The sequence below is a fragment of the Brachybacterium netajii (SeqCode) genome, assembly GCF_054114245.1.
Genome location: NZ_JBSYXB010000002.1, coordinates 1 through 18203, shown reverse-complemented (window position 1 = coordinate 18203; position 18203 = coordinate 1). Strand labels below are relative to the sequence as shown.

The following is an 18203-nucleotide window of genomic DNA, read 5'->3' as shown; positions in this document are numbered from 1 at the left end:
GAGCGGACGGACACGGGCCGACCGGTCCGCAGCGATCGACGCGAACCGATCGGCGGGGCGGGCGGTCCGGCGCGCCTGCCGTCGCCGGTCGGCGCGCGCGACTACGCTTCCAGCGTGTCCGTCCATCGCATCCGCTCCGCCGACGACGCCTTCCGCGCAGCCGTCGACGCGATGACCCGTGCGCGGGTCCTCCCCGAGTTCGTGTGGCGGGAGATCCCGGCGCCTTCGCGCATGGCGCCGTCCGCCTGGGCGGCGACCGGCGAGATCATGTCGCACGAGGACGAGCTCGCCTCAGGACGGCTGGTGATCCTCCACGATCCCGAGGGCCAGGAGTCCTGGGACGGCACGTATCGGATGGTCGCCCTGGTCCAGGCGCAGCTCGAGCCCGAGTTCGCGATCGAGTCGATGCTCGGCGACGTGGCCTGGTCGTGGGTGACGGAGTCGCTCGAGCTGCACGGCGCGGATGCGCGCGAGCTCGGCTGCACGGCCACCCGGGTGGTCTCGCAGTCCTACGGCGCGCTCGCCTCGCGGCCGTCGACGGTGGACGTCGAGATGCGCATCTCCTGGACGCCCTCCGAGGACGACGCCGACGGCGCCCCCGACGGTCCCCCGGACCTCGCCCCCCATTTCGCGGCCTGGACGGCGATGCTCGCCGCCGCCGGCGGGCTCCCGCCGGCGCCCCCGCAGGTCGCCCACATCGCACCGACGCACCGCGCCCGCGCCCCGCGGTCGGCGGATCCCGAGGACGAACGGTGAACGAAGCCACCACCCCGCTGAGCACGACCGGGCAGACCGGTCCCCTTCCCCTGACCGCGCCGCGCGACGGCCTGGTCCCCGTGATCGACCGGATCCAGATGCTCCTGGAGTGGTGCGAGGCCGCGGCCTCCGCCCCCGAGGAGCCCGTCGCGGTCGATGCCGAGCGCGCCTCGAGCTACCGCTACAGCTCCCGCTCGTATCTCGTGCAGCTGCGCACCGAGACCGCCGGCACGGCCCTGATCGACCCGCTCGCCTTCACGATGCCGCGGGCGCTGCCCGATCTCCTCGCCGACCGCGAATGGGTGCTGCACGCGGCGGGCCAAGACCTGCCCAGCCTCGCCGAGCTCGGCCTGCGCCCCGGCTCCCTGTTCGACACCGAGCTGGCCGCGCGCCTGCTCGGCATGGAGCGGGTGGGCCTCGGCGCCGTCGTGGAGGACACCGTCGGCCTGCAGCTGGCCAAGGAGCATTCGGCCGCCGACTGGTCCCGTCGTCCGCTGCCGGAGAGCTGGCTGGTCTACGCGGCTCTCGACGTCGAGGTCCTCGTCGAGGTCCGCGATGTGCTCGCCGGCCGTCTCGCGGAGGCGGGCAAGGCCGACTGGGCCGCCGAGGAGTTCGAGCACGAGCGGACCCTCGAGCCCTCCCCCTCCCGCTCCAGCAGCTGGCGCGGCCTCCACGGCCTCGGGGCCCTGCGCACCGCGCGCCAGCTCGCCGCGGCCCGCGCCATGTGGGAGCGCCGCGATGAGATCGCCGCGCGCGAGGACCTCTCCCCGCACCGGGTCATCCGCGACAAGGACATCGTGGCCGCCGCACGGGCCGCCGGGCAGGGCCACGACGCCTTCGACCGTGCGCTGCCGGCGCCGCTGCGGCGCAAGGACGTGTGGTGGAAGGCCGCCCGCAGCGGGCTCGACCTGCCGCCGTCGCATCTGCCCGAACGCTCCGAGCGCTCGTACCCGCCGCCCCACAAGCTCTGGTCCAAGAAGCATCCGGAGGCATGGGAGCGCTACCTCCCGATCCGGGAGGCCGTCGCCGATCGCGCCGAGGACCTCGAGATGCCGGCGGAGAACCTCCTCCAGCCCGCGCTGCTGCGCCGCTGGGTGTGGGAGCACGAGACCGCGCCCGACGAGGACGTCATCGAGCAGGAGCTGCGTGATCTCGGCGCCCGCCGCTGGCAGTCCGAGCAGACCGCCCCGGTCATCCACCGCGCGCTCACGGAGCATCTGCGCTCCGTCGGCTGACCTCGCCGTCGCCGACGGCCGACGGGGCCGCCCGGCAGACCTGCTGCCGGGCGGCCCCGTCCCTGCTTCCGGGCGACCCCGTCGTCAGACCCTGTCATCGAGCCCCGGAGCTCGGAGCACGGGGTCAGTCGCGGCCGGGCCGCTCCATGAACGGCGCGTCCGCGGGACGCAGCGCCGGCGCATCCTCCAGAGTCCGCGAGGCCTGCAGGGCGAGCAGGCCGCCGACCGTCGTCGCGTTGGTGATCTCCCCCGCGAGGACGGCGCGCACCGCCTCGGCGACGGGCACCCAGCGCAGCACCAGCTCCGCCTCCTCGTCGGTGCGCTCGTACGCGTCGTCGACGACGGCCGAGATCCCGGTGGCGAGGTAGACGCGGATCACCTCGTCGCTGCCGCCGGGGCTCGGTCGGAGATCCACCAGGGTCTCCATCCGGGCGGCCTCGACGGAGGCCTCCTCGGCGAGCTCGCGAGCGGCTCCGATCTGCGGGGCCTCGCCCTCGAGATCCAGGAGCCCGGCAGGGATCTCCCAGAGGGTGTGGCCGACCGGGTGCCGGTACTGGTGGATCAGCAGCACGCGATCGCGGTCGTCGAGCGCGAGCACGGCGACCGCGCCGGGATGGCGGACGTACTCGCGGTCGAAGCGCGAGCCCGGTCCGAACTCGACCGTGTCGCGGACGACGTCGGCGACCATCCCCGCATGCACGGTGCGCCGCGCGGAGACGGGCCGCTGCCCGACCGCGTCGGCGAGGGCGAGCGAGGGGTCGTCGGAGGCCATGGGGGCGTTCACTCCTGCTCGCCGTCCTCGGCGGCCTCGGCGGCCTCGGCGACCTGCGCGGGATCGACCGCGGGCGCCGGGACCGGATCCACCTCGAGCAGGCGCGTGGCGCGCTGGGCCTCGAGGGCGGCGCCGATCAGCCCGGAGAACAGGGGGTGGGCGACCGTCGGGCGGGACTTCAGCTCCGGGTGCGCCTGCGTCCCGATGTAGTACGGGTGCACGTCCGCGGGGAGCTCGACGAACTCCACGAGGGAGCGATCGGCCGAGACCCCGGAGATGCGCAGTCCGGCGGACTCGAGATCCTCGCGGTAGGCGTTGTTGACCTCGAAGCGGTGACGGTGGCGCTCGGCGACCTGCGTGGTGCCGTAGACCGATGCCGCCAGCGAGCCCTCCGCGAGCTGATGGTCGTAGGCGCCCAGGCGCATGGTGCCGCCCAGGTCGCCGCCGCCGGAGACGATGCTCTCCTGCTCGGCCATGGTCGCGATCACGGGATGGGCGCTGCCGGGCTCGAACTCGGTGGAGTGCGCATCGGCCCAGCCCAGCTCGTGGCGGGCGTACTCGATGACCATGCACTGCATGCCCAGGCAGAGGCCCAGCGCCGGCAGGCCGGTCTCCCGCGCATGGCGCAGCGCGCCGACCTTCCCGTCGACGCCGCGGACGCCGAAGCCGCCGGGCACGACGATCGCGTCGACGTCCTGGAGCTGCTGCCGGGCGCCCTCGGGGGTGATGCAGCCGTCGGCCTCGACCCAGCGGATCTCGACCTTCGCCGCGTGATGGAAGCCGCCGGCGCGCAGGGCCTCGGTCACCGAGAGGTAGGCGTCGGGGAGGTCGACGTACTTGCCGACGAGCGCGACCGTGACGGTGTGCGCGGGGTGGTGGACGCGCTGCAGCAGCTCGTCCCACTGCGACCAGTCCACGTCATGGCTGAGCAGGTCGAGGCGACGGATCGCGTACGCATCCAGGCCCTCGCCGTGGATGACCTTCGGGATGTCGTAGATCGAGGACGCGTCCGCGCAGACGACGACGGCATCGAGGTCGACGTCGCACATCGAGGAGATCTTCGCCTTGACCGAGGCCGGCAGCTGCCGGTCCGCGCGCAGCACGATCGCATCGGGCTGGATGCCGATGGACCGCAGGGCGGCCACCGAGTGCTGGGTCGGCTTGGTCTTCAGCTCCTGGGAGGGGCCGATGAACGGGACCAGGGAGACGTGCACGAAGAACACGTTGTCGCGGCCGACGTCCTGGCGGACCTGGCGGGCGGCCTCGAGGAACGGCTGCGACTCGATGTCGCCGACGGTCCCGCCGATCTCGGTGATGATCACGTCGACGCCCTCGCCGGCCTGCGAGCGCATGGCCTCCTTGATGGCGTTGGTGATGTGCGGGATCACCTGGACCGTGTCGCCGAGGTATTCGCCGCGCCGCTCCTTGGCGATGACGCCGGAGTACACCTGGCCGGTCGTCACGTTGGCATCGGCCGAGAGGCTCTCGTCGAGGAAGCGCTCGTAGTGGCCGATGTCGAGGTCGGTCTCCGCGCCGTCCTCGGTGACGAACACCTCACCGTGCTGGAAGGGGTTCATCGTCCCCGGATCGACGTTGAGGTAGGGATCCAGCTTCTGCATCCGCACGCGCAGGCCGCGGTTCTTCAGGAGCATGCCGAGCGAGGAGGCGGTCAGTCCCTTGCCGAGGCTGGAGACCACACCCCCCGTCACGAAGATGTGCTTGGTGGTGCCCGGATTCCGGAAGGGCTTCGCCGCGGCGCTCGAGGCGGCGTGGGCGATGGGGCCGGGGCTGGACTGGCTGGGGGTGCTCGCGCTGGTATCTGCCACGGACTGTCAACCTACCATCGGGCGGGGCGCACGACCAGGAGTCCGAGCAGCTGCTCGGCCATGTCGTCGGCCGTGGGGAGCTCGGCGGCTCGCGCGCGCGAGGCGCGCTCGGCCTCGCGCCGACGGTCGGGATCGGCGAGCTCGGCGACGGCGGCGGCGAGCGCGGGGGCATCGCCCACGGGCACCAGGGCGGCCGCCTCCCCGGTCACCCAGCGGGTGCCGCCGGCATCGGTCGCGACGATCGCCCGGCCGGCGCGCAGCGCCTCCTGGAGCGCGACGGGCTGCCCCTCCCAGCGGGCCGCGGACACCACGAGGTCGGCCGCGACCAGGAGCTCCGCCGTGTCGGTGCGCCAGCCGAGCAGCTCGACCGGGAGCCGCTCGGCGCGGATGCGCTCGGCGAGCGCCTCCCGCAGCGGCCCCTCCCCCGCGATCCGCACGCGCAGCGGGAGCTCCCGCTCGCGGAGCAGCGCGAGGGCGTCGAAGAGGTCCTCGAGCCCCTTCTGCGGGGCGAGCCGGGCCACGACGAGGACCTCGAGCGCGCCGGTGGCGTCGGGAGCATCGGGGCCGTCGGGGCGCTCCGGGCTGCGGGGAGCATCACGGCCGTCGGGCGGCGAGGCCGCCGCAGCGTTCTCCATCACAGATGCGGGTCCCGGCGCGTCGCCGCCCGGCGCGTCGCCGCCCGGGGCCGGGACGACCGCGTGGCGGACGACCGGTGCCCCGGCCCGTCGCGCGTCCTCGGCGAGATCCGGGGAGACGGCCAGGACGATGTCCGCGCGGGCGGCCAGCAGCCGCAGCAGCAGGGCCCCGACCGCGCGCGCGGGGGCGGAGCCGACGGTGCGGTTGTGCAGGGTCACGACGAGCCGCTGCTCGGATCCGGAGCGGGGGCGGCGTCCGAGGGCCAGCGCGGCGAGCGCTCCTGCGCGCAGCCCGTGGGCGTGCACGGAGACCGGTCGCAGCGCGCGGGCCTCGGCGCGGAGCGCGCGCACCGTGCGGAGGTCCGCCAGCGGCCGCGGGCGCTCACGGATCCGGACGTCGGCCTCCCGGATGTCGGCTCCGTGCTGCCGCAGGAGCGCGAGCTCCTGGTCGACGTGGGCGGCGAGGCCGCCGGTCGCGCGCGGCCGGACCAGGAGGACCCTCATGCTCCGACCGTCCGCCCGTCGCGGTGCCGGAGGCGCCCGAGGATGTCCCGGGCGAGCGGCGGGTCGGCCGCGGCCATCACCAGCGCGCTGACGATCGCGGCGACGGCGCCGGCGAGGACGCCCGCGAGGATGCTCGTCGGCACGGTCGTGTCCACGGTCACCATCCGATGGGCGATCAGGTAGCCGGGCACGGCGCCGAGCAGCAGCGCGACCGGTGCCAGCAGCGCGGTGCGGCGCATCCGCGGGAGGTGTCCGCCGGGCTCGATGATGTCGGCGATGCGCGCGAAGCCGACCAGCGCGGAGATCGCCATCCCGGCGGCGATCGCGAGGCCGAAGGAGGTCGCGGCCTCGGCCGAGGACCGGGTGGGGCTGGGCAGGATCAGCAGGATGATCAGCACCGCGGCGACGACCCAGCCGACGGAGCCGACGAGCAGCGCGTCCCGCGCCCGGAGCGCCGCGGACAGCACGCGCGTGCACTGCGTGGCGACCGCGAACCCGGCCAGGCCGAGGGCGAGGGCGGCGGTGCTCGACCCGACGCCGGTCGCGCCGGCGCGGTCGACGACGCGGAAGAACTGCTCGAGGGCGGGAGCGCCGGCGATGAGCATCGCGGCGCCGACCACGGCGACCACCACGACCGTGCGGACCGAGGCCGCGGCCACGCGTCCGAAGCCGACGGTGTCGCCCACCAGGCGCATCTCGGACAGCTGCGGGAAGACCGCGGTCACCAGCGGCACGACGAGGATCGCGTAGGGCAGGAGGTACAGCGCCTGCGCGTACTGGAACACGGGCAGGGTGCCGGTCCCGCCCGCGCGCATCGCCAGCAGCATGACGAGCGCGAGCACGCCCTGCTGTGCGCCGACGGCGCCCAGTCCCGCGCCGCCGAGCGCCAGCGCGCGGCGCCCCGATCCCTCGGGCATCCGCAGCGTCGGGCGCAGCCGCAGCCCGCTGCGCAGGGCGACGATCAGGACGGGAAGCGCCATCACGACGACGCCCGCGGTGGTCCCCCAGCCGAGCCAGGCCACGGCGGCCCCGTCGATCGTCGAGGCGGTCGCGACGGGCGGCACGAGCATCGCGTAGACGCGGTAGGACGCCATCACCACGAGCGAGGAGATCAGCGGCACCAGCGCCGGCCACAGGAAGCGTCGTCGGGCCTGCAGGTAGGCACCGGCGACGACGGCGATCGCGTAGAACGGCAGCTGGACGGCGAAGATGCGCAGCAGGCGCGCTCCGAGGGCGACGCCGGGGGCGGCGGGCCCGTCGGCGTCCAGCAGCAGCTGTGCGAGCGGCTCCGAGGCGAGGACGATCACGACGCCGAGCAGCACGGTGCCCAGCAGCGTCCAGGTCAGCAGCGCCGAGACGATGCGGTTCGCGCGCTCCGCGCCGTCCGCCGCCTCGTCGGACACCGCCGCGGTCTCAGGGGTCGACGCCGCCTCGGGGGTCGCCGCGTGCTCGCTGGTCGCCGCGTGCTCGCTGGTCGCCGCGTGCTCAGGGGTCGACGCGGCCTCAGCGCGCTCCGCGGCGCCGACGTCCTGGGCGCGCCGGCGCTCCGGTCCGGGGACGAGGCCGGCGACGAGCGGGACGACGACGGCGGCGAGTGCGCCGCCCGCGACGATCTCGAACAGGACGTTCGGCAGCAGGTTCGCGGTGGAGTACGCGGTGCCGACGTCGCCCGCCCCGACGCTCGCCCCGAAGACGAGATAGCGCAAGAAGCCCGCGATCCGCGCGAGGACGGTGATGATCAGGATCAGGCCGGCGCTGCGGAGGATCGAACGCACCAGCACCCCCGAGGCGGGACCCGGGGCAGTGGACGGGGCGGGGCTCCGCCGGCGTCCGCCGGTGCTGGCCGTGCTCATGCGCCCTCCCCTGACGCACCGTCCGGGGCGGATGCCCCGTCCGGGGCGACCGACGGTGCACCGGAGGGCGCGGGGACGGGCAGACGGCCCAGGCGGTCGATCGCGCGCAGCGCCGGGGTGCGGTCGATGACGGCGCTGAAGCTCACGCGCTCGCTCGCGAGGGTGAGGGCGCCGATGCCGGCGAGCAGGCCGAGACGGGCCGCCGGCGGAAGCCGGCGGGCGGCGGCGATGCCGACGGCGGCCCCCAGCGCGTTCGCGCCGGCGTCGCCGAGCATGCCGCGCTCGCGCAGGTCCGCCGGCAGCGCGACGAGGCCCGGCAGCAGGGCGGAGCGTGCGACGGCCGCTCCGCTCGCCCGGCGCTCGCGGGTGCCCGCCGTCGAGGTCCCCTCCGGCAGGGCGTCCGACGAGGCGGCCGACGGGGCCGCCGGCAGGGCGAGGAGCGCCGCGGCGGGGAGGACGACCTTGAGGGCGCGTCCGGGCCGCAGGTCCAGGAGGTTGGCGAGGTTCGCGCAGCCCGCGACGAGCGCGGCGTCGACGAGGACCATGGCGCCGCCGCGCGGCCGCGGCGCCGCCAGGGTGCCCGCCAGGGCCACCAGCGGGATGCCCAGCGCCTTCGCCGCGCCGGTGGTCAGCTGCCCGGCGCGCAGCCGTCCGAGATGCCCGGCCAGGCCCTTCGCGACCGGGACGCCGGCCGCGCGCTGGCGCGGCTCGACGATGTCGTCCGCGAGACCCAGCGCCCCGATCGTCCCGATCACCGCGGCGTCGGCGGGCCGGCCCGCACGGGCGGCGAGCGTCGCGGTCCCCGCGACGACGGCCGCCCCCTCCGCGAGGCTGACGGTGCGGCCGGCGAAGTTCGTGCGGCGCAGCTCCCGGCGGAGTGCATCCACGGTGCGGCTCACGGTGTTCCGGCGGTTCCGGGAGCTCTGGGGGGTCGAGGGGCTCTGAGGGTTCGAGGGGCTCTGCCGGTTCATCCGTCGGCCTCCCCGCCGGCGTCCGAGGCGATGCTGCCGGAGTCCGCGCCGTCGGTCCCGTCGGTCCCATCGGTCCCCGCCCCGTCGGTCGCGGTGGCATCGGGCGTCTCGGTCGTGGCCTGCCCCGCCAGTGCGGACTGGACCTCGGGGAGGGCGGGGAGGCGATCGTCGGCCTCCGTCGTCGTGCCGTACGCGCCGGAGCCGCCGCGGGTCTGCTCGATGAGCGCGAGCACCGCGAGGACGGGCCCGTCGGCCGCCTGCAGGCGATCCGTCGTGGACAGGGAGGCGAAGCGGACGTCCCCGCGGACGGTGCGCAGGAGGCTGACGGTGCCGTCGTTGCCCGGGGTGGCGCCGGCGACGACGGCCGGCAGTCCGCTCCCGGTGAGGGCGACGAGCATCGCGGTCTGCGCGCTCAGCTGGCCCTGGGCGCGCTCGGCGGCCGTCGCGTCGTCGTCGGACTCGTCGACGAACACGCTCTGCTCGGCCGCCGCGTAGACGACGCCGTCCACCGTGCCGATGTCTCCGCCGTCGACCGCGATCAGCTGCTTGTCCTGCAGCACCTGCCAGACCTGCCCTCGCAGGTCCGCCGTGAGGTCCTCCGGTCCCTGCGGCTGGAGCAGCGTGACGATGAGCGCCGAGAGCGCCTCCGCGTCGTCGACACCGGCATCCCCGGAGGTGAGCAGGGCCGGCGCGATGGCGGCGATCTCGGCGACGGCCTCGGCGCGGACGTCGGCCTGCGCCGGCTCCCACATCGACGTCTCCAGGGAGACCGTCACGACGGAGCCGGCGCCGGCGTCCTCGAGGAGCGAGACCATGCGCTCCACCGAGGAGCGGGTGGAGGAGTCGTCGGTCAGCACGGCGATCTGCGCGCCCGGCAGCGTGGCGTCCACCAGTTCGGGCCCGATCTCGGTGATGAAGCTCGCGAGCTGGTCGTTCTGCGAGGCGAGGTCCTCGGCCTCGACCCGCAGCGCATCCTGCTCGGTGCGCAGCTGCTCGACCTGCGTGGACAGCTGGTCGCCGAGGCTCTCGCGCAGCGGACCGGCCCCCAGCACGATCCCGACGGCGAGCGCCAGGAACACGGAGATCAGGGAGACGAGGTGGTATCGGAAGTCGATCACGGGGTCGGGTTCCTCCTACGTCCCGTTGGGCCGGGGCTCGAACAGGGTGGTGAACAGGGACAGCAGGCCGTCCAGACGAGCGCCGATGATCTGCACGAGCGCCTGGCCGCCCTCGGTGGACCACAGTGCGACGGCGAGGGCGACGAGGCCCGCGGCGGCGAGGAGCACCAGCTGGAAGGTCGAGATCCTCTGACGGTACAGGCGGGAGACGCCCTTGGCGTCCACCAGCTTCGACCCGATCCGCAGACGTGTGAGGAAGGTCGAGCTCATGCCCGCCCTCCCCTTGTCCAGGAACTCCTCGAGGGTGCCGTGGGTGCCGACGGCGACGATGACGCTCGCGCCCTTCTCGTCGGCGAGCAGCATCGCGATGTCCTCGCTGGTGCCGGAGGCGGGGAAGAGGATCGCCCGCTCCCCCAGGCCGAGCGCCTCGAGCCGCTCCATGCCGGGGGCCCGGCCGTCGCGGTAGGCATGCACCACGAGCTCCGCACCGCAGGCGAGCGCCCGGTCGGAGACGGAGTCCATGTCGCCGATGATCATGTCGGGCGTCCACCCCGCCTCGAGCACGGCGTCGGCGCCGCCGTCGACGCCGATCACCACGGGCCGGTTCTCCCGCAGGAAGGGCTTCAGCGTCGCGAGGTCCTCCTTGTAGTGGTAGCCGCGCACGACGATCAGGACGGGGCGGCGGTCCATCGCGGTGCGCACCTCGGGGGTGCCGATGCCGTCGAGCAGCAGGTCGCGCTCGCGCAGCATGTACTCCATCGTGTTCTTCGCGAACAGCTCGAGCTGCTCGGACAGCCCCTCGCGGGCCTGCTCGAGGGAGCACTCGACGGCGGCGTCGTCCTGGGCGGTGCCGTGCAGGACGACCTTCTCGTCGCGGAGGATCGCGCCGCCCTCGACCGAGATCCGGTCCCCCTCGCGGAGGGTCTCGAACAGATCCGGTCCCAGGGAGTCGATCAGCAGGATCCCGGCGTCCACGAGGATCCGCGGTCCGGCATTGGGGTAGCGGCCGGAGGTGGAGGCGGCGGCGTTCAGCACGGCGGCGGGCCGGCGCTCGACGAGGGCCTCGGCGGCGACGCGGTCGATGTCCTCGTGGTCGATGACCGCGATGTCCCCGGGGACGAGACGCTTGGTGAGGTCCTTGGTGCGTCGGCCCAGGCGCGCCGTGCCCTCGACGCTGTCCGCGCGGCCGTTCATCGGGCTTCCCGCGCGACCGCGGACGCCTCGTCCAGCAGCTCCTCGGCATGCGCGAGCGCGACGTCGGAGGCGGCGTCGCCGGCGAGCATCCGGGCGAGCTCGCGGATCCGCTCGGGGCGTCCGAGGGACTCGACGGTGGAGCTGGTGGTGCCGTCGTGGGAGGACTTCACGATCTGCAGGTGCGTGCTCGCATGCGCGGCGACCTGGGGCAGATGGGTGACGACGATGACCTGGGCGTGCCGCGCGAGCCGGGCGAGGCGCTGCCCGACGGCGAGGGCGGCGCGCCCGCCGATGCCGGCGTCGATCTCGTCGAAGACGAAGACGGGCGCGGCCGTGCGGTCCCGGCGGGACGAGGCGAGGGCGACCTCGAGGGCGAGCATGACGCGGGAGAGCTCGCCGCCGGAGGCGGCCTGCGCGACGGGTCGGTGCTCGGCCCCCGGATGCGGGGCGAGGAGGATCGCGACGGCGTCCCGGCCGTGGGACCGATGCCCGTGCGCGGAGACGCGGACCTCGATCGCGGCGTCGGGCATCTCGAGATGGCGCAGCTCCTCCTGGACCGCGGTCGAGAGGGCGCGCGCCGCCTCCGTGCGGGCCGCGGACAGCGCCTCCGCGGCGCTCTCCAGCTCCGCCTCGAGCTCGGCGAGCCGTGCGGCGGCGACGCTGCGCTCCTCCTCCGCGCCGTCGAAGCGGTCGAGGGCGGCGGCCGCCCCCTGGGAGGCGGTCAGCAGCGCGGTGACGTCCTCGCTGGGTCCGTCCTCGCCGGGGAGCAGCGCTCCGAGGTCGCGGACCAGGGAGGTGAGCTCGGCGAGACGCTCGTTCGCCGCGTCGACGCGACCGGGGGTGGTGTCCATGTCCTCGGCATAGCGGGAGAGCTCCGCGGCGACGTCGGAGACCTCGATGCGCACCGCATCGATCCGCTCCACCAGCGGGGCGAGGCCCGGATCGGTCCGGGAGGCGCGTCCCGCGGACTGCGAGGCGATGTCCAGCAGCGCCCCGGCGGAGGGGCCGTCGTCGTCGCCGACGAGCGCCGCGGCCGCCGCCCCGGCATCTCCGCGCAGCTGCTCGGCGTTGGCCAGCCGCTCGAGCTCCGCACGCAGGGCGGCGTCCTCCCCCGGCTGCGGGTCCAGCCCCTCGATCCGCTCGAGGGCCTCGCGCAGCGCGGTCCCACGACGGTCGCGCTCGGACAGGAGCGCGTCGAGCTCGTCGACGCGGGTGCGCAGGGCGGCGCGCTCGCTCCAGATCTCGCGGTGCCGTGCCAGGAGCGGGCCGATCTCGTCCTCGGCGAAGCGGTCCAGCGCCTCGCGCTGCGCATCGGGATCGCGCAGCCGCTGCTGATCGGACTGCCCGTGGACGGTCACCGCGGTGCCGACGAGGCGGGCGAGGGTCCCGATCGGGACGGGCACGCCCCCGATCTGCGCCCGGGAGCGGCCGTCGCGGGTGACCCGGCGGACGACGAGCACCTCGCCGTCCTCGACGTCGGCGCCCAGCTCGTCGAGCGCCTCCTCGAGCTCATGGTGGCCGCCGAGCGCGAGAGCGCCGTCGACCGTGCTGGACTCGGTGGTGCGCCCGCGATCGAGCCGCACGCCCAGCAGCATGCTGAGACCGGTGACGATCATCGTCTTGCCGGCGCCCGTCTCGCCGGTGAGCGCGGTGAAACCGGGGCCGAACTCGAGCATCGCGTCGTCGATCACGCCGATCCGGCGGATCCTGAGGGTGGAGAGCATGCGGTCGCCTCAGCGCGTCCCGGGCCCGCGGCCCCGCCAGCCGACGACCGGCAGCTGGAACTTCTCGACCAGGCGGTCCGCGAACGGGGTGGCGCTCAGCCGCACGAGCCGCACCGACTGCGGCGACAGCCGTGCCTCGACGCGCATGCCGGCGAGGATCTCCTGGCTGCGCCGTCCGTCGAGGGTGAGGATCCCGTCCTCCGGGCTGTCGAGGGTCATCTCGATCGCGGCCTCCGACGAGCGCCCCAGCACGAGCGGCCGCGCGAACAGCGCATGCGCGGCGATCGGGATCAGGAGCATCGCATCGACCTCGGGCCAGATCACGGGGCCTCCGGCGCTGAAGGCGTAGGCCGTCGAGCCCGTGGAGGTGGACAGCAGCACGCCGTCGCATCCGAAGGAGGACACGGGCCGGCCGTCGATCTCGATGGCCACCGTGATCATCTTCTGCCGGTCGGCCTTCTCCAGCGACGCCTCGTTCAGCGCCCAATGCGAGGCGACGGGACGGTCGTCGGCATCCAGGACGGTGATGTCCAGGGCCGATCTGTTCTCGATCTGGTAGTCGCCCTCCAGGAGCCGGGAGACGGTGGTGGCGAGATCCGCCGCCTCGCTCTCGGCGAGGAAGCCGACATGGCCGAGGTTCACGCCGTGGACGGGGACGTCGGCCTCGCGTACGGCCTCGAGCGCCCGCAGGATGGTCCCGTCGCCCCCGAGCACGATCCCGAGCTCGACGAGGTCCGCGGCGGAGACCGCGTCGAGGACGTCGACGCTGTCTCCCTGCAGGAGGTCCACCAGCCCCGGGGGGACGTCCTGCGGGGGAAGGGCCCGGATCTCGTCGACCTGGTCGTCGACGAGGACTCCGCGCACTCCATGGGCGGAGAGCTCCTCGAGCACCGTCATGGTCGCGCGCAGCGCCGCGCGCCGACCGCTGTGGACGTACAGGAGGAAGCGTCTCATCCCCGGGTCTCCTCCTCTGGTCCGGCGTGCTGTCCCGCCGGCGGACGCGCTGCATCGGCCGCGGACTCCTCCGCGACGGCACCGATCATGTCATAGGACGACGCATCGACCCTGCAGGCGGTGCCCTCGGCACGCAGACGGAGGAAGAACTCGCGGTTGCCGTCCTGCCCCGGCAGCCCGCTCGCGCGCACGCCCAGCATCCGCAGGCCCGCCTCGGCCGCCGCCTCGGCGACGCCGACGACCGCATCCCGCCGCGCCCGCGGATCCGCGACGACGCCGGTGCGCGGCAGCGCCTTCCTGCCGACCTCGAACTGCGGCTTCACCATGAGCAGCAGCTCGCCGCCGCGGCGGACCGCGGACCCCAGCGGCGCCACCACGGTGCGCAGCGAGATGAAGGACAGATCGCTCACGAGCAGGTCCACGCTCCCGCCGACGAGATCGACGTCGAGATCACGCACGCTGATCCCGTCGCGGACCTCGACCCGCGGATCGTCCCGCACATGCGCGGCCAGCTGGTCATGACCGATGTCCACCGCGATCACGTGCGCCGCGCCCCGCCGCAGCAGCACGTCGGTGAACCCTCCGGTGGAGGCGCCCGCATCGAGGCAGCGCAGACCGGCGGGATCGACATCGAAGGCGTCGAGGGCGCTGATCAGCTTGTGCGCGGCCCGGGAGGCGTACTCGACGCCGTCCGGCACGTCGACGACCTCGAGCCCCGCCCCGGCCGGGACCATCGCGGACGGCTTGGAGACCGTCCGCCCGTCGACCCGGGCGCGGCCCTCCTCGACGATCCGGCGTGCATGCGTGCGGGAACGGGCGAGGCCCTCCTCCGCGAGCGCGAGGTCGAGCCTCCGCGCGCCGCCTGACCGATCGCTCACCGCTGATCGGCGGGGACGTCGGCCTCTCCGCGGGCTCCCGCACCGTCGGCGTCACCTGCGCCGGCGTCCTCGCGGCCGGTCAGCAGCCGTCCGGTCCAGGCCCGGTCGCCGCTGCGCTCCTCGAGGAGCGCGAGCACGGCGCGCAGCGCCCTCGGGTCCTCACCGGGCGTCCCGTCGAGAGACCCCTCGACGACGACATCGCCCTCCGCCCAGTGCGCGGAGACGCCGCCGCAGCGGACGCGATCGCCCTCGACGACCGTCGCATCGAACGGAGCGGTGAGGGTCGCGAGATCGGCCAGCACGAAGGTCGGACGCAGACCGGGATCCGCGCGCAGCGCATCCTCGGCAGTGTTGACACCGGTCAGGACCAGCAGGGAGTCCATGCCCGCACGACGCGCGCCCTCGATGTCCGTATCGAGCCGGTCGCCGATCACCAGCGGTCGGCGGGAGCCGACGTTCTTCGCAGCGATCAGGAACATTCCCGGCTCGGGCTTGCCGGCCACCTGCGGGACGGCTCCCGTCGCGTGCGCGATCGCGGCGACGAGCGAACCGTTGCCCGGCGCCATCCCGCGCTCGGTCGGCAGCGTCGCATCGGTGTTGGTGGCCATCCACAGCGCGCCATGGCGGATCGCGTAGGCACCCTCCGCGAGGCGAGCCCAGTCCAGGTCGGGCGACCAGCCCTGGACGACGGCGGCGACCTCCGGCTCGTCGCGGTCCACGGGCTCGAGGCCCGCGGCACGGATCTCCGCGGCCAGGCTCGGCCCACCGACGACGAGCACCTTCGCCCCCGGCTCCAGCTGCTCGGCGAGCAGGGCGGACGCGATCTGCGGCGAGGTCGCGAACTCCTCGGGCGACGAGGGGATCCCGACGACCGCCAGATGGTCGGCGGCCTGCTGCGGCGTCCGCGACGCATTGTTCGTCGCGAAGACGACGGTGCGCCCCGCCGCCCGTGCGGCCTCGATCGCCTCAGGAGCATGAGGGATCGCCTGCGCCCCGTGCATGAGCGTGCCGTCGAGATCGAACAGCAGCGCGTCATAGACGTCGAGCAGGGAGGGCGAGGGAACGCGGCTCATCGCCCGGCCTCCTTGTCCTCGTCGGCGCCCTCTTCCTCAGCTGCGTCCCCGTCCTCATCCGCGTCAGCATCAGCATCAGCATCAGCATCAGCGACGCCATCGTTTCCGGCAGCGTCATCGACCTGCTCATCGTCACGGCCCTCGTCCGCAGAGCTCTCCGCTGCATCCTCATCGTCTGCCTCGGAGGCATCGACGTCGAGGTCATCGACGTTCGATGCCATGTCGTCGTCCAGATCATCCTCGTCCGACGCGTCGAGATCCTCGAACACGTCGATCACGGAGATCTCCTCGTCGTCCTCCCAGGAAGGCTCCGGCATGGGCGCAGGCGCCGGTCGTCCGAGCCGCTCTGCGGCATCGGTGATCCGGTCGGTATCGGCGTCGGCCGCAAGGGTGAGCCAGCGCCGCGCCTCCTCGGCGCGATCCGCACGCTCGAGCAGGTCCGCATAGGCCACCCACAGGCGCACCTGCCAGCGACCGTCGACCTTATGGCGCAGTGCGGGGATCTCGAGAGTGCGCAGCGCCGTCTGGATATCGCCCGTGTCCGCGTAGGCACCCGCCACCACGATCATGAGCTCGATGGAGGCATCCACGCCGAGTCCCGCCGCCTCCTCGGACGAGGCGATGTCGAGCGCTCGTTCAGGGCGGCCCAGACCTCGCTCGCAGTCGGCGAGGAGCGGAATGATGTCCGATCGGCCCGTGATCCGAAGAGCGGTCCGCAGCTCACGGCTCGCCGTGCGGTAGTCGCTGCGACGGTAGGCGAAGATCCCGTACATCTCGCGCACGACGCCCACGCGCCCGCCGATCCGAGCCGCGAAGCGCGCATGGGACAGCGAGCGCTCGGGATACTCGGACTCGAGGACGAAAGCGGCGACGAGATGCTGGGAGACCCGCTCGGCGGTCTCCTTGCTCAGTCCGCGCAGCTCAGCCTGGATGTCCCCGTCGAGCTCCCGACCGGTGATCCCCTCCGGGATCTCCGGCTCGTAGGGTCGCTCCGCACGAGCCTCCTGCCCGGGTCGCGACGGCCGACGGTCAGTGCGATCGTCACGCCGCTGATAGCCGCCGCGATCATCACGCCGCTGGTATCCACCCTGGTCCCTGCCGCGGTCGCGGTCGTCCCGGCGCTGGTACCCACCACGGTCCCGGTCATCACGCTTCTGGTAGCCACCGCGATCCCGGTCATCACGACGCTGGTACCCACCACGGTCATCACGCTTCTGATAGCCACCACGGTCCCGGTCATCACGACGCTGGTACCCACCACGGTCATCACGCTTCTGATACCCGCCACGGTCCCGATCGTCCCGCCGCTGGTACCCACCGCGATCATCGCGCTTCTGATACCCGCCACGATCATCGCGCTTCTCGTAGCCACCACGGTCCCGGTCATCACGACGCTGGTATCCACCGCGATCGCGGTCATCACGACGCTGGTACCCACCGCGATCGCGGTCATCACGACGCTGGTACCCACCGCGATCGTCGCGCTTCTGATACCCACCGCGGTCCCGATCGTCCCGACGCTGGTACCCACCACGGTCATCGCGCTTCTGGTACCCACCACGGTCCCGATCGTCCCGCCGCTGGTACCCACCACGGTCACGGTCATCACGACGCTGGTACCCACCACGGTCATCGCGCTTCTGGTACCCGCCGCGGTCCCGGTCGTCCCGACGCTGGGAGCCTCCGCGATCGTCACGGCCCTGGTACCCGCCGCGGCCATCACGTCGCTGGTATCCGCCACGGTCATCGTTCCCACGAGGACGGCGGTCTCCGGAAGAATTGGTGTGGGAGCGCGGGGCGCTCTGACGCTTGTCGTCCCGCCCTCGGTCCTTCTCGATCTTGCTGTCGTCCGCCACGCTGCCCATCCATATTCTGTTGCGATGTCCGTGCGCCAACTTTATGCGACGGCTTCGTTCCCTCATCGTGACCAGCGGCCATCCGTGACTGCTTTCACCAGCCTGGGGCGCCTGCCGATGGACCAGCACACACACCCGAGACCCGGACCACCCACCTGGCTCACAGTACAAGCTGGGCAACAGCGACGGCGTCAGACCCCGTGCGGAGGCGGCCCCAGGGCACGCCGCGCGCCGTCGGAGGTCGCATGAAGGGAAGCCTCCCCATGATGTCGTGGCCGGCCCTGCATCTCGGAGCCGGCGCACCCGCCCCAGAAAAAGTGGGCCTCGCCAGACCGCCCCTCGCTCTCGCGTCACATCTCCCCTTCACCCCGAAACCCTGATTGAAACAGCAATTTCCGGAGAGGAACTTCGATAGAAACCAACACATCGACACGCACTGTAAGCCAGAAAAAAGCACTGCTGAAATCCTTGAGCTGACTCCTCAAACACCGGTGCAGAACTTCAACGCACGGATAGACGCTTCGTTCGATACCCCTGGTGCAAGGGGAACCCGCTGTAGCACCCCGCTCCCGTAAGCCACGTCACACCAAGAATCGGGCATGCGAAAATGGGTGGAGGAGGCGAGATGCATTCGATCTACCGATCGATGCTCTCAGCGGCTCCCCCACCCCTTCTCGGTGAAGATGTCCGGCGGCGACCTACTCTCCCACACCCTCCCGAGTGCAGTACCATCGGCGCAATCAAGCTTAGCTTCCGGGTTCGGAATGGAACCGGGCGTTTCCTCGACGCTATGACCGCCGTAACACGATGAGACAACCAGCCCACAACACCACGACCCCTCAAGGAAATCATGA

Annotated in this window: 15 protein-coding genes and 1 rRNA gene; 3 read left to right on the top strand and 13 right to left on the bottom strand. The window is 73.3% G+C overall.

From position 1 onward, the window contains the following. Positions 1–114: 114 nt before the first annotated feature. Both ACXET9_RS03850 and ACXET9_RS03845 read left to right on the top strand, forming a co-directional pair. Positions 115–756 carry a DUF3000 domain-containing protein gene (locus ACXET9_RS03850; protein ID WP_457885020.1) on the top strand — a complete coding sequence of 214 codons (642 nt, stop codon included), beginning with the start codon at positions 115–117 and terminating at the stop codon, positions 754–756. Next, positions 753–1991, top strand: coding sequence for an HRDC domain-containing protein (locus ACXET9_RS03845; RefSeq protein ID WP_457885018.1), 1239 nt, complete (start codon positions 753–755; stop codon positions 1989–1991). The genes ACXET9_RS03850 and ACXET9_RS03845 overlap by 4 nt, the downstream gene beginning before the upstream one ends. A gap of 124 nt (positions 1992–2115) precedes the next feature. Here the strand turns inward: ACXET9_RS03845 and ACXET9_RS03840 are convergent, their stop codons facing one another. From ACXET9_RS03840 to ACXET9_RS03785, 12 genes are all read right to left on the bottom strand, one after another. Next, positions 2116–2763: an NUDIX domain-containing protein gene (locus ACXET9_RS03840; RefSeq protein ID WP_457885017.1), complete on the bottom strand. Its 648-nt coding sequence runs from the start codon at positions 2761–2763 to the stop codon at positions 2116–2118. A gap of 8 nt (positions 2764–2771) precedes the next feature. Further along, complete coding sequence (locus tag ACXET9_RS03835) at positions 2772–4541, bottom strand: CTP synthase (protein WP_457885853.1); 1770 nt, start codon at positions 4539–4541, stop codon at positions 2772–2774. A gap of 59 nt (positions 4542–4600) precedes the next feature. After that, positions 4601–5728: a glycosyltransferase gene (locus ACXET9_RS03830; RefSeq protein ID WP_457885016.1), complete on the bottom strand. Its 1128-nt coding sequence runs from the start codon at positions 5726–5728 to the stop codon at positions 4601–4603. After that, positions 5725–7581: a lipid II flippase MurJ gene (locus ACXET9_RS03825; protein ID WP_457885014.1), complete on the bottom strand. Its 1857-nt coding sequence runs from the start codon at positions 7579–7581 to the stop codon at positions 5725–5727. Before ACXET9_RS03825 ends, ACXET9_RS03830 begins: the two co-directional genes overlap by 4 nt. Then, on the bottom strand, positions 7578–8480 hold the full coding sequence (locus tag ACXET9_RS03820) for a hypothetical protein (RefSeq protein WP_457885012.1): 903 nt from the start codon (positions 8478–8480) through the stop codon (positions 7578–7580). Before ACXET9_RS03820 ends, ACXET9_RS03825 begins: the two co-directional genes overlap by 4 nt. A 68-nt stretch (positions 8481–8548) precedes the next feature. Continuing rightward, positions 8549–9670, bottom strand: coding sequence for a copper transporter (locus tag ACXET9_RS03815; RefSeq protein WP_457885010.1), 1122 nt, complete (start codon positions 9668–9670; stop codon positions 8549–8551). Positions 9671–9685: 15 nt separating this feature from the next. Then, the gene (gene steA, locus ACXET9_RS03810; RefSeq protein WP_457885008.1) at positions 9686–10864 is read right to left on the bottom strand and encodes a putative cytokinetic ring protein SteA; all 1179 of its coding nucleotides are present in this window, start codon (positions 10862–10864) and stop codon (positions 9686–9688) included. Then, on the bottom strand, positions 10861–12588 hold the full coding sequence (gene recN / locus ACXET9_RS03805; RefSeq protein WP_457885007.1) for a DNA repair protein RecN: 1728 nt from the start codon (positions 12586–12588) through the stop codon (positions 10861–10863). Before recN ends, steA begins: the two co-directional genes overlap by 4 nt. Positions 12589–12597: 9 nt before the next feature. Beyond that, a complete protein-coding gene (locus ACXET9_RS03800) occupies positions 12598–13542 on the bottom strand; it encodes an NAD kinase (RefSeq protein WP_457885005.1) in 945 nt (314 codons plus the stop codon). Then, positions 13539–14420 (bottom strand): TlyA family RNA methyltransferase, encoded by an 882-nt coding sequence (locus ACXET9_RS03795; protein ID WP_457885003.1) that lies wholly within the window; start codon positions 14418–14420, stop codon positions 13539–13541. The genes ACXET9_RS03800 and ACXET9_RS03795 overlap by 4 nt, the downstream gene beginning before the upstream one ends. Beyond that, positions 14417–15493, bottom strand: coding sequence for an HAD-IIA family hydrolase (locus ACXET9_RS03790; RefSeq protein ID WP_457885001.1), 1077 nt, complete (start codon positions 15491–15493; stop codon positions 14417–14419). Before ACXET9_RS03790 ends, ACXET9_RS03795 begins: the two co-directional genes overlap by 4 nt. Then, positions 15490–16284, bottom strand: coding sequence for a hypothetical protein (locus ACXET9_RS03785; RefSeq protein ID WP_457885000.1), 795 nt, complete (start codon positions 16282–16284; stop codon positions 15490–15492). Before ACXET9_RS03785 ends, ACXET9_RS03790 begins: the two co-directional genes overlap by 4 nt. A gap of 30 nt (positions 16285–16314) precedes the next feature. Here ACXET9_RS03785 and ACXET9_RS03780 point away from each other — a divergent pair, with 30 nt between their 5' ends. After that, a complete protein-coding gene (locus tag ACXET9_RS03780; protein ID WP_457884998.1) occupies positions 16315–17598 on the top strand; it encodes a hypothetical protein in 1284 nt (427 codons plus the stop codon). A 436-nt stretch (positions 17599–18034) separates the two neighbouring features. On the opposite strand, the gene rrf is transcribed toward ACXET9_RS03780, so the two are convergent. Beyond that, positions 18035–18151 (bottom strand): 5S ribosomal RNA (rrf, locus tag ACXET9_RS03775). Positions 18152–18203: the final 52 nt, after the last annotated feature.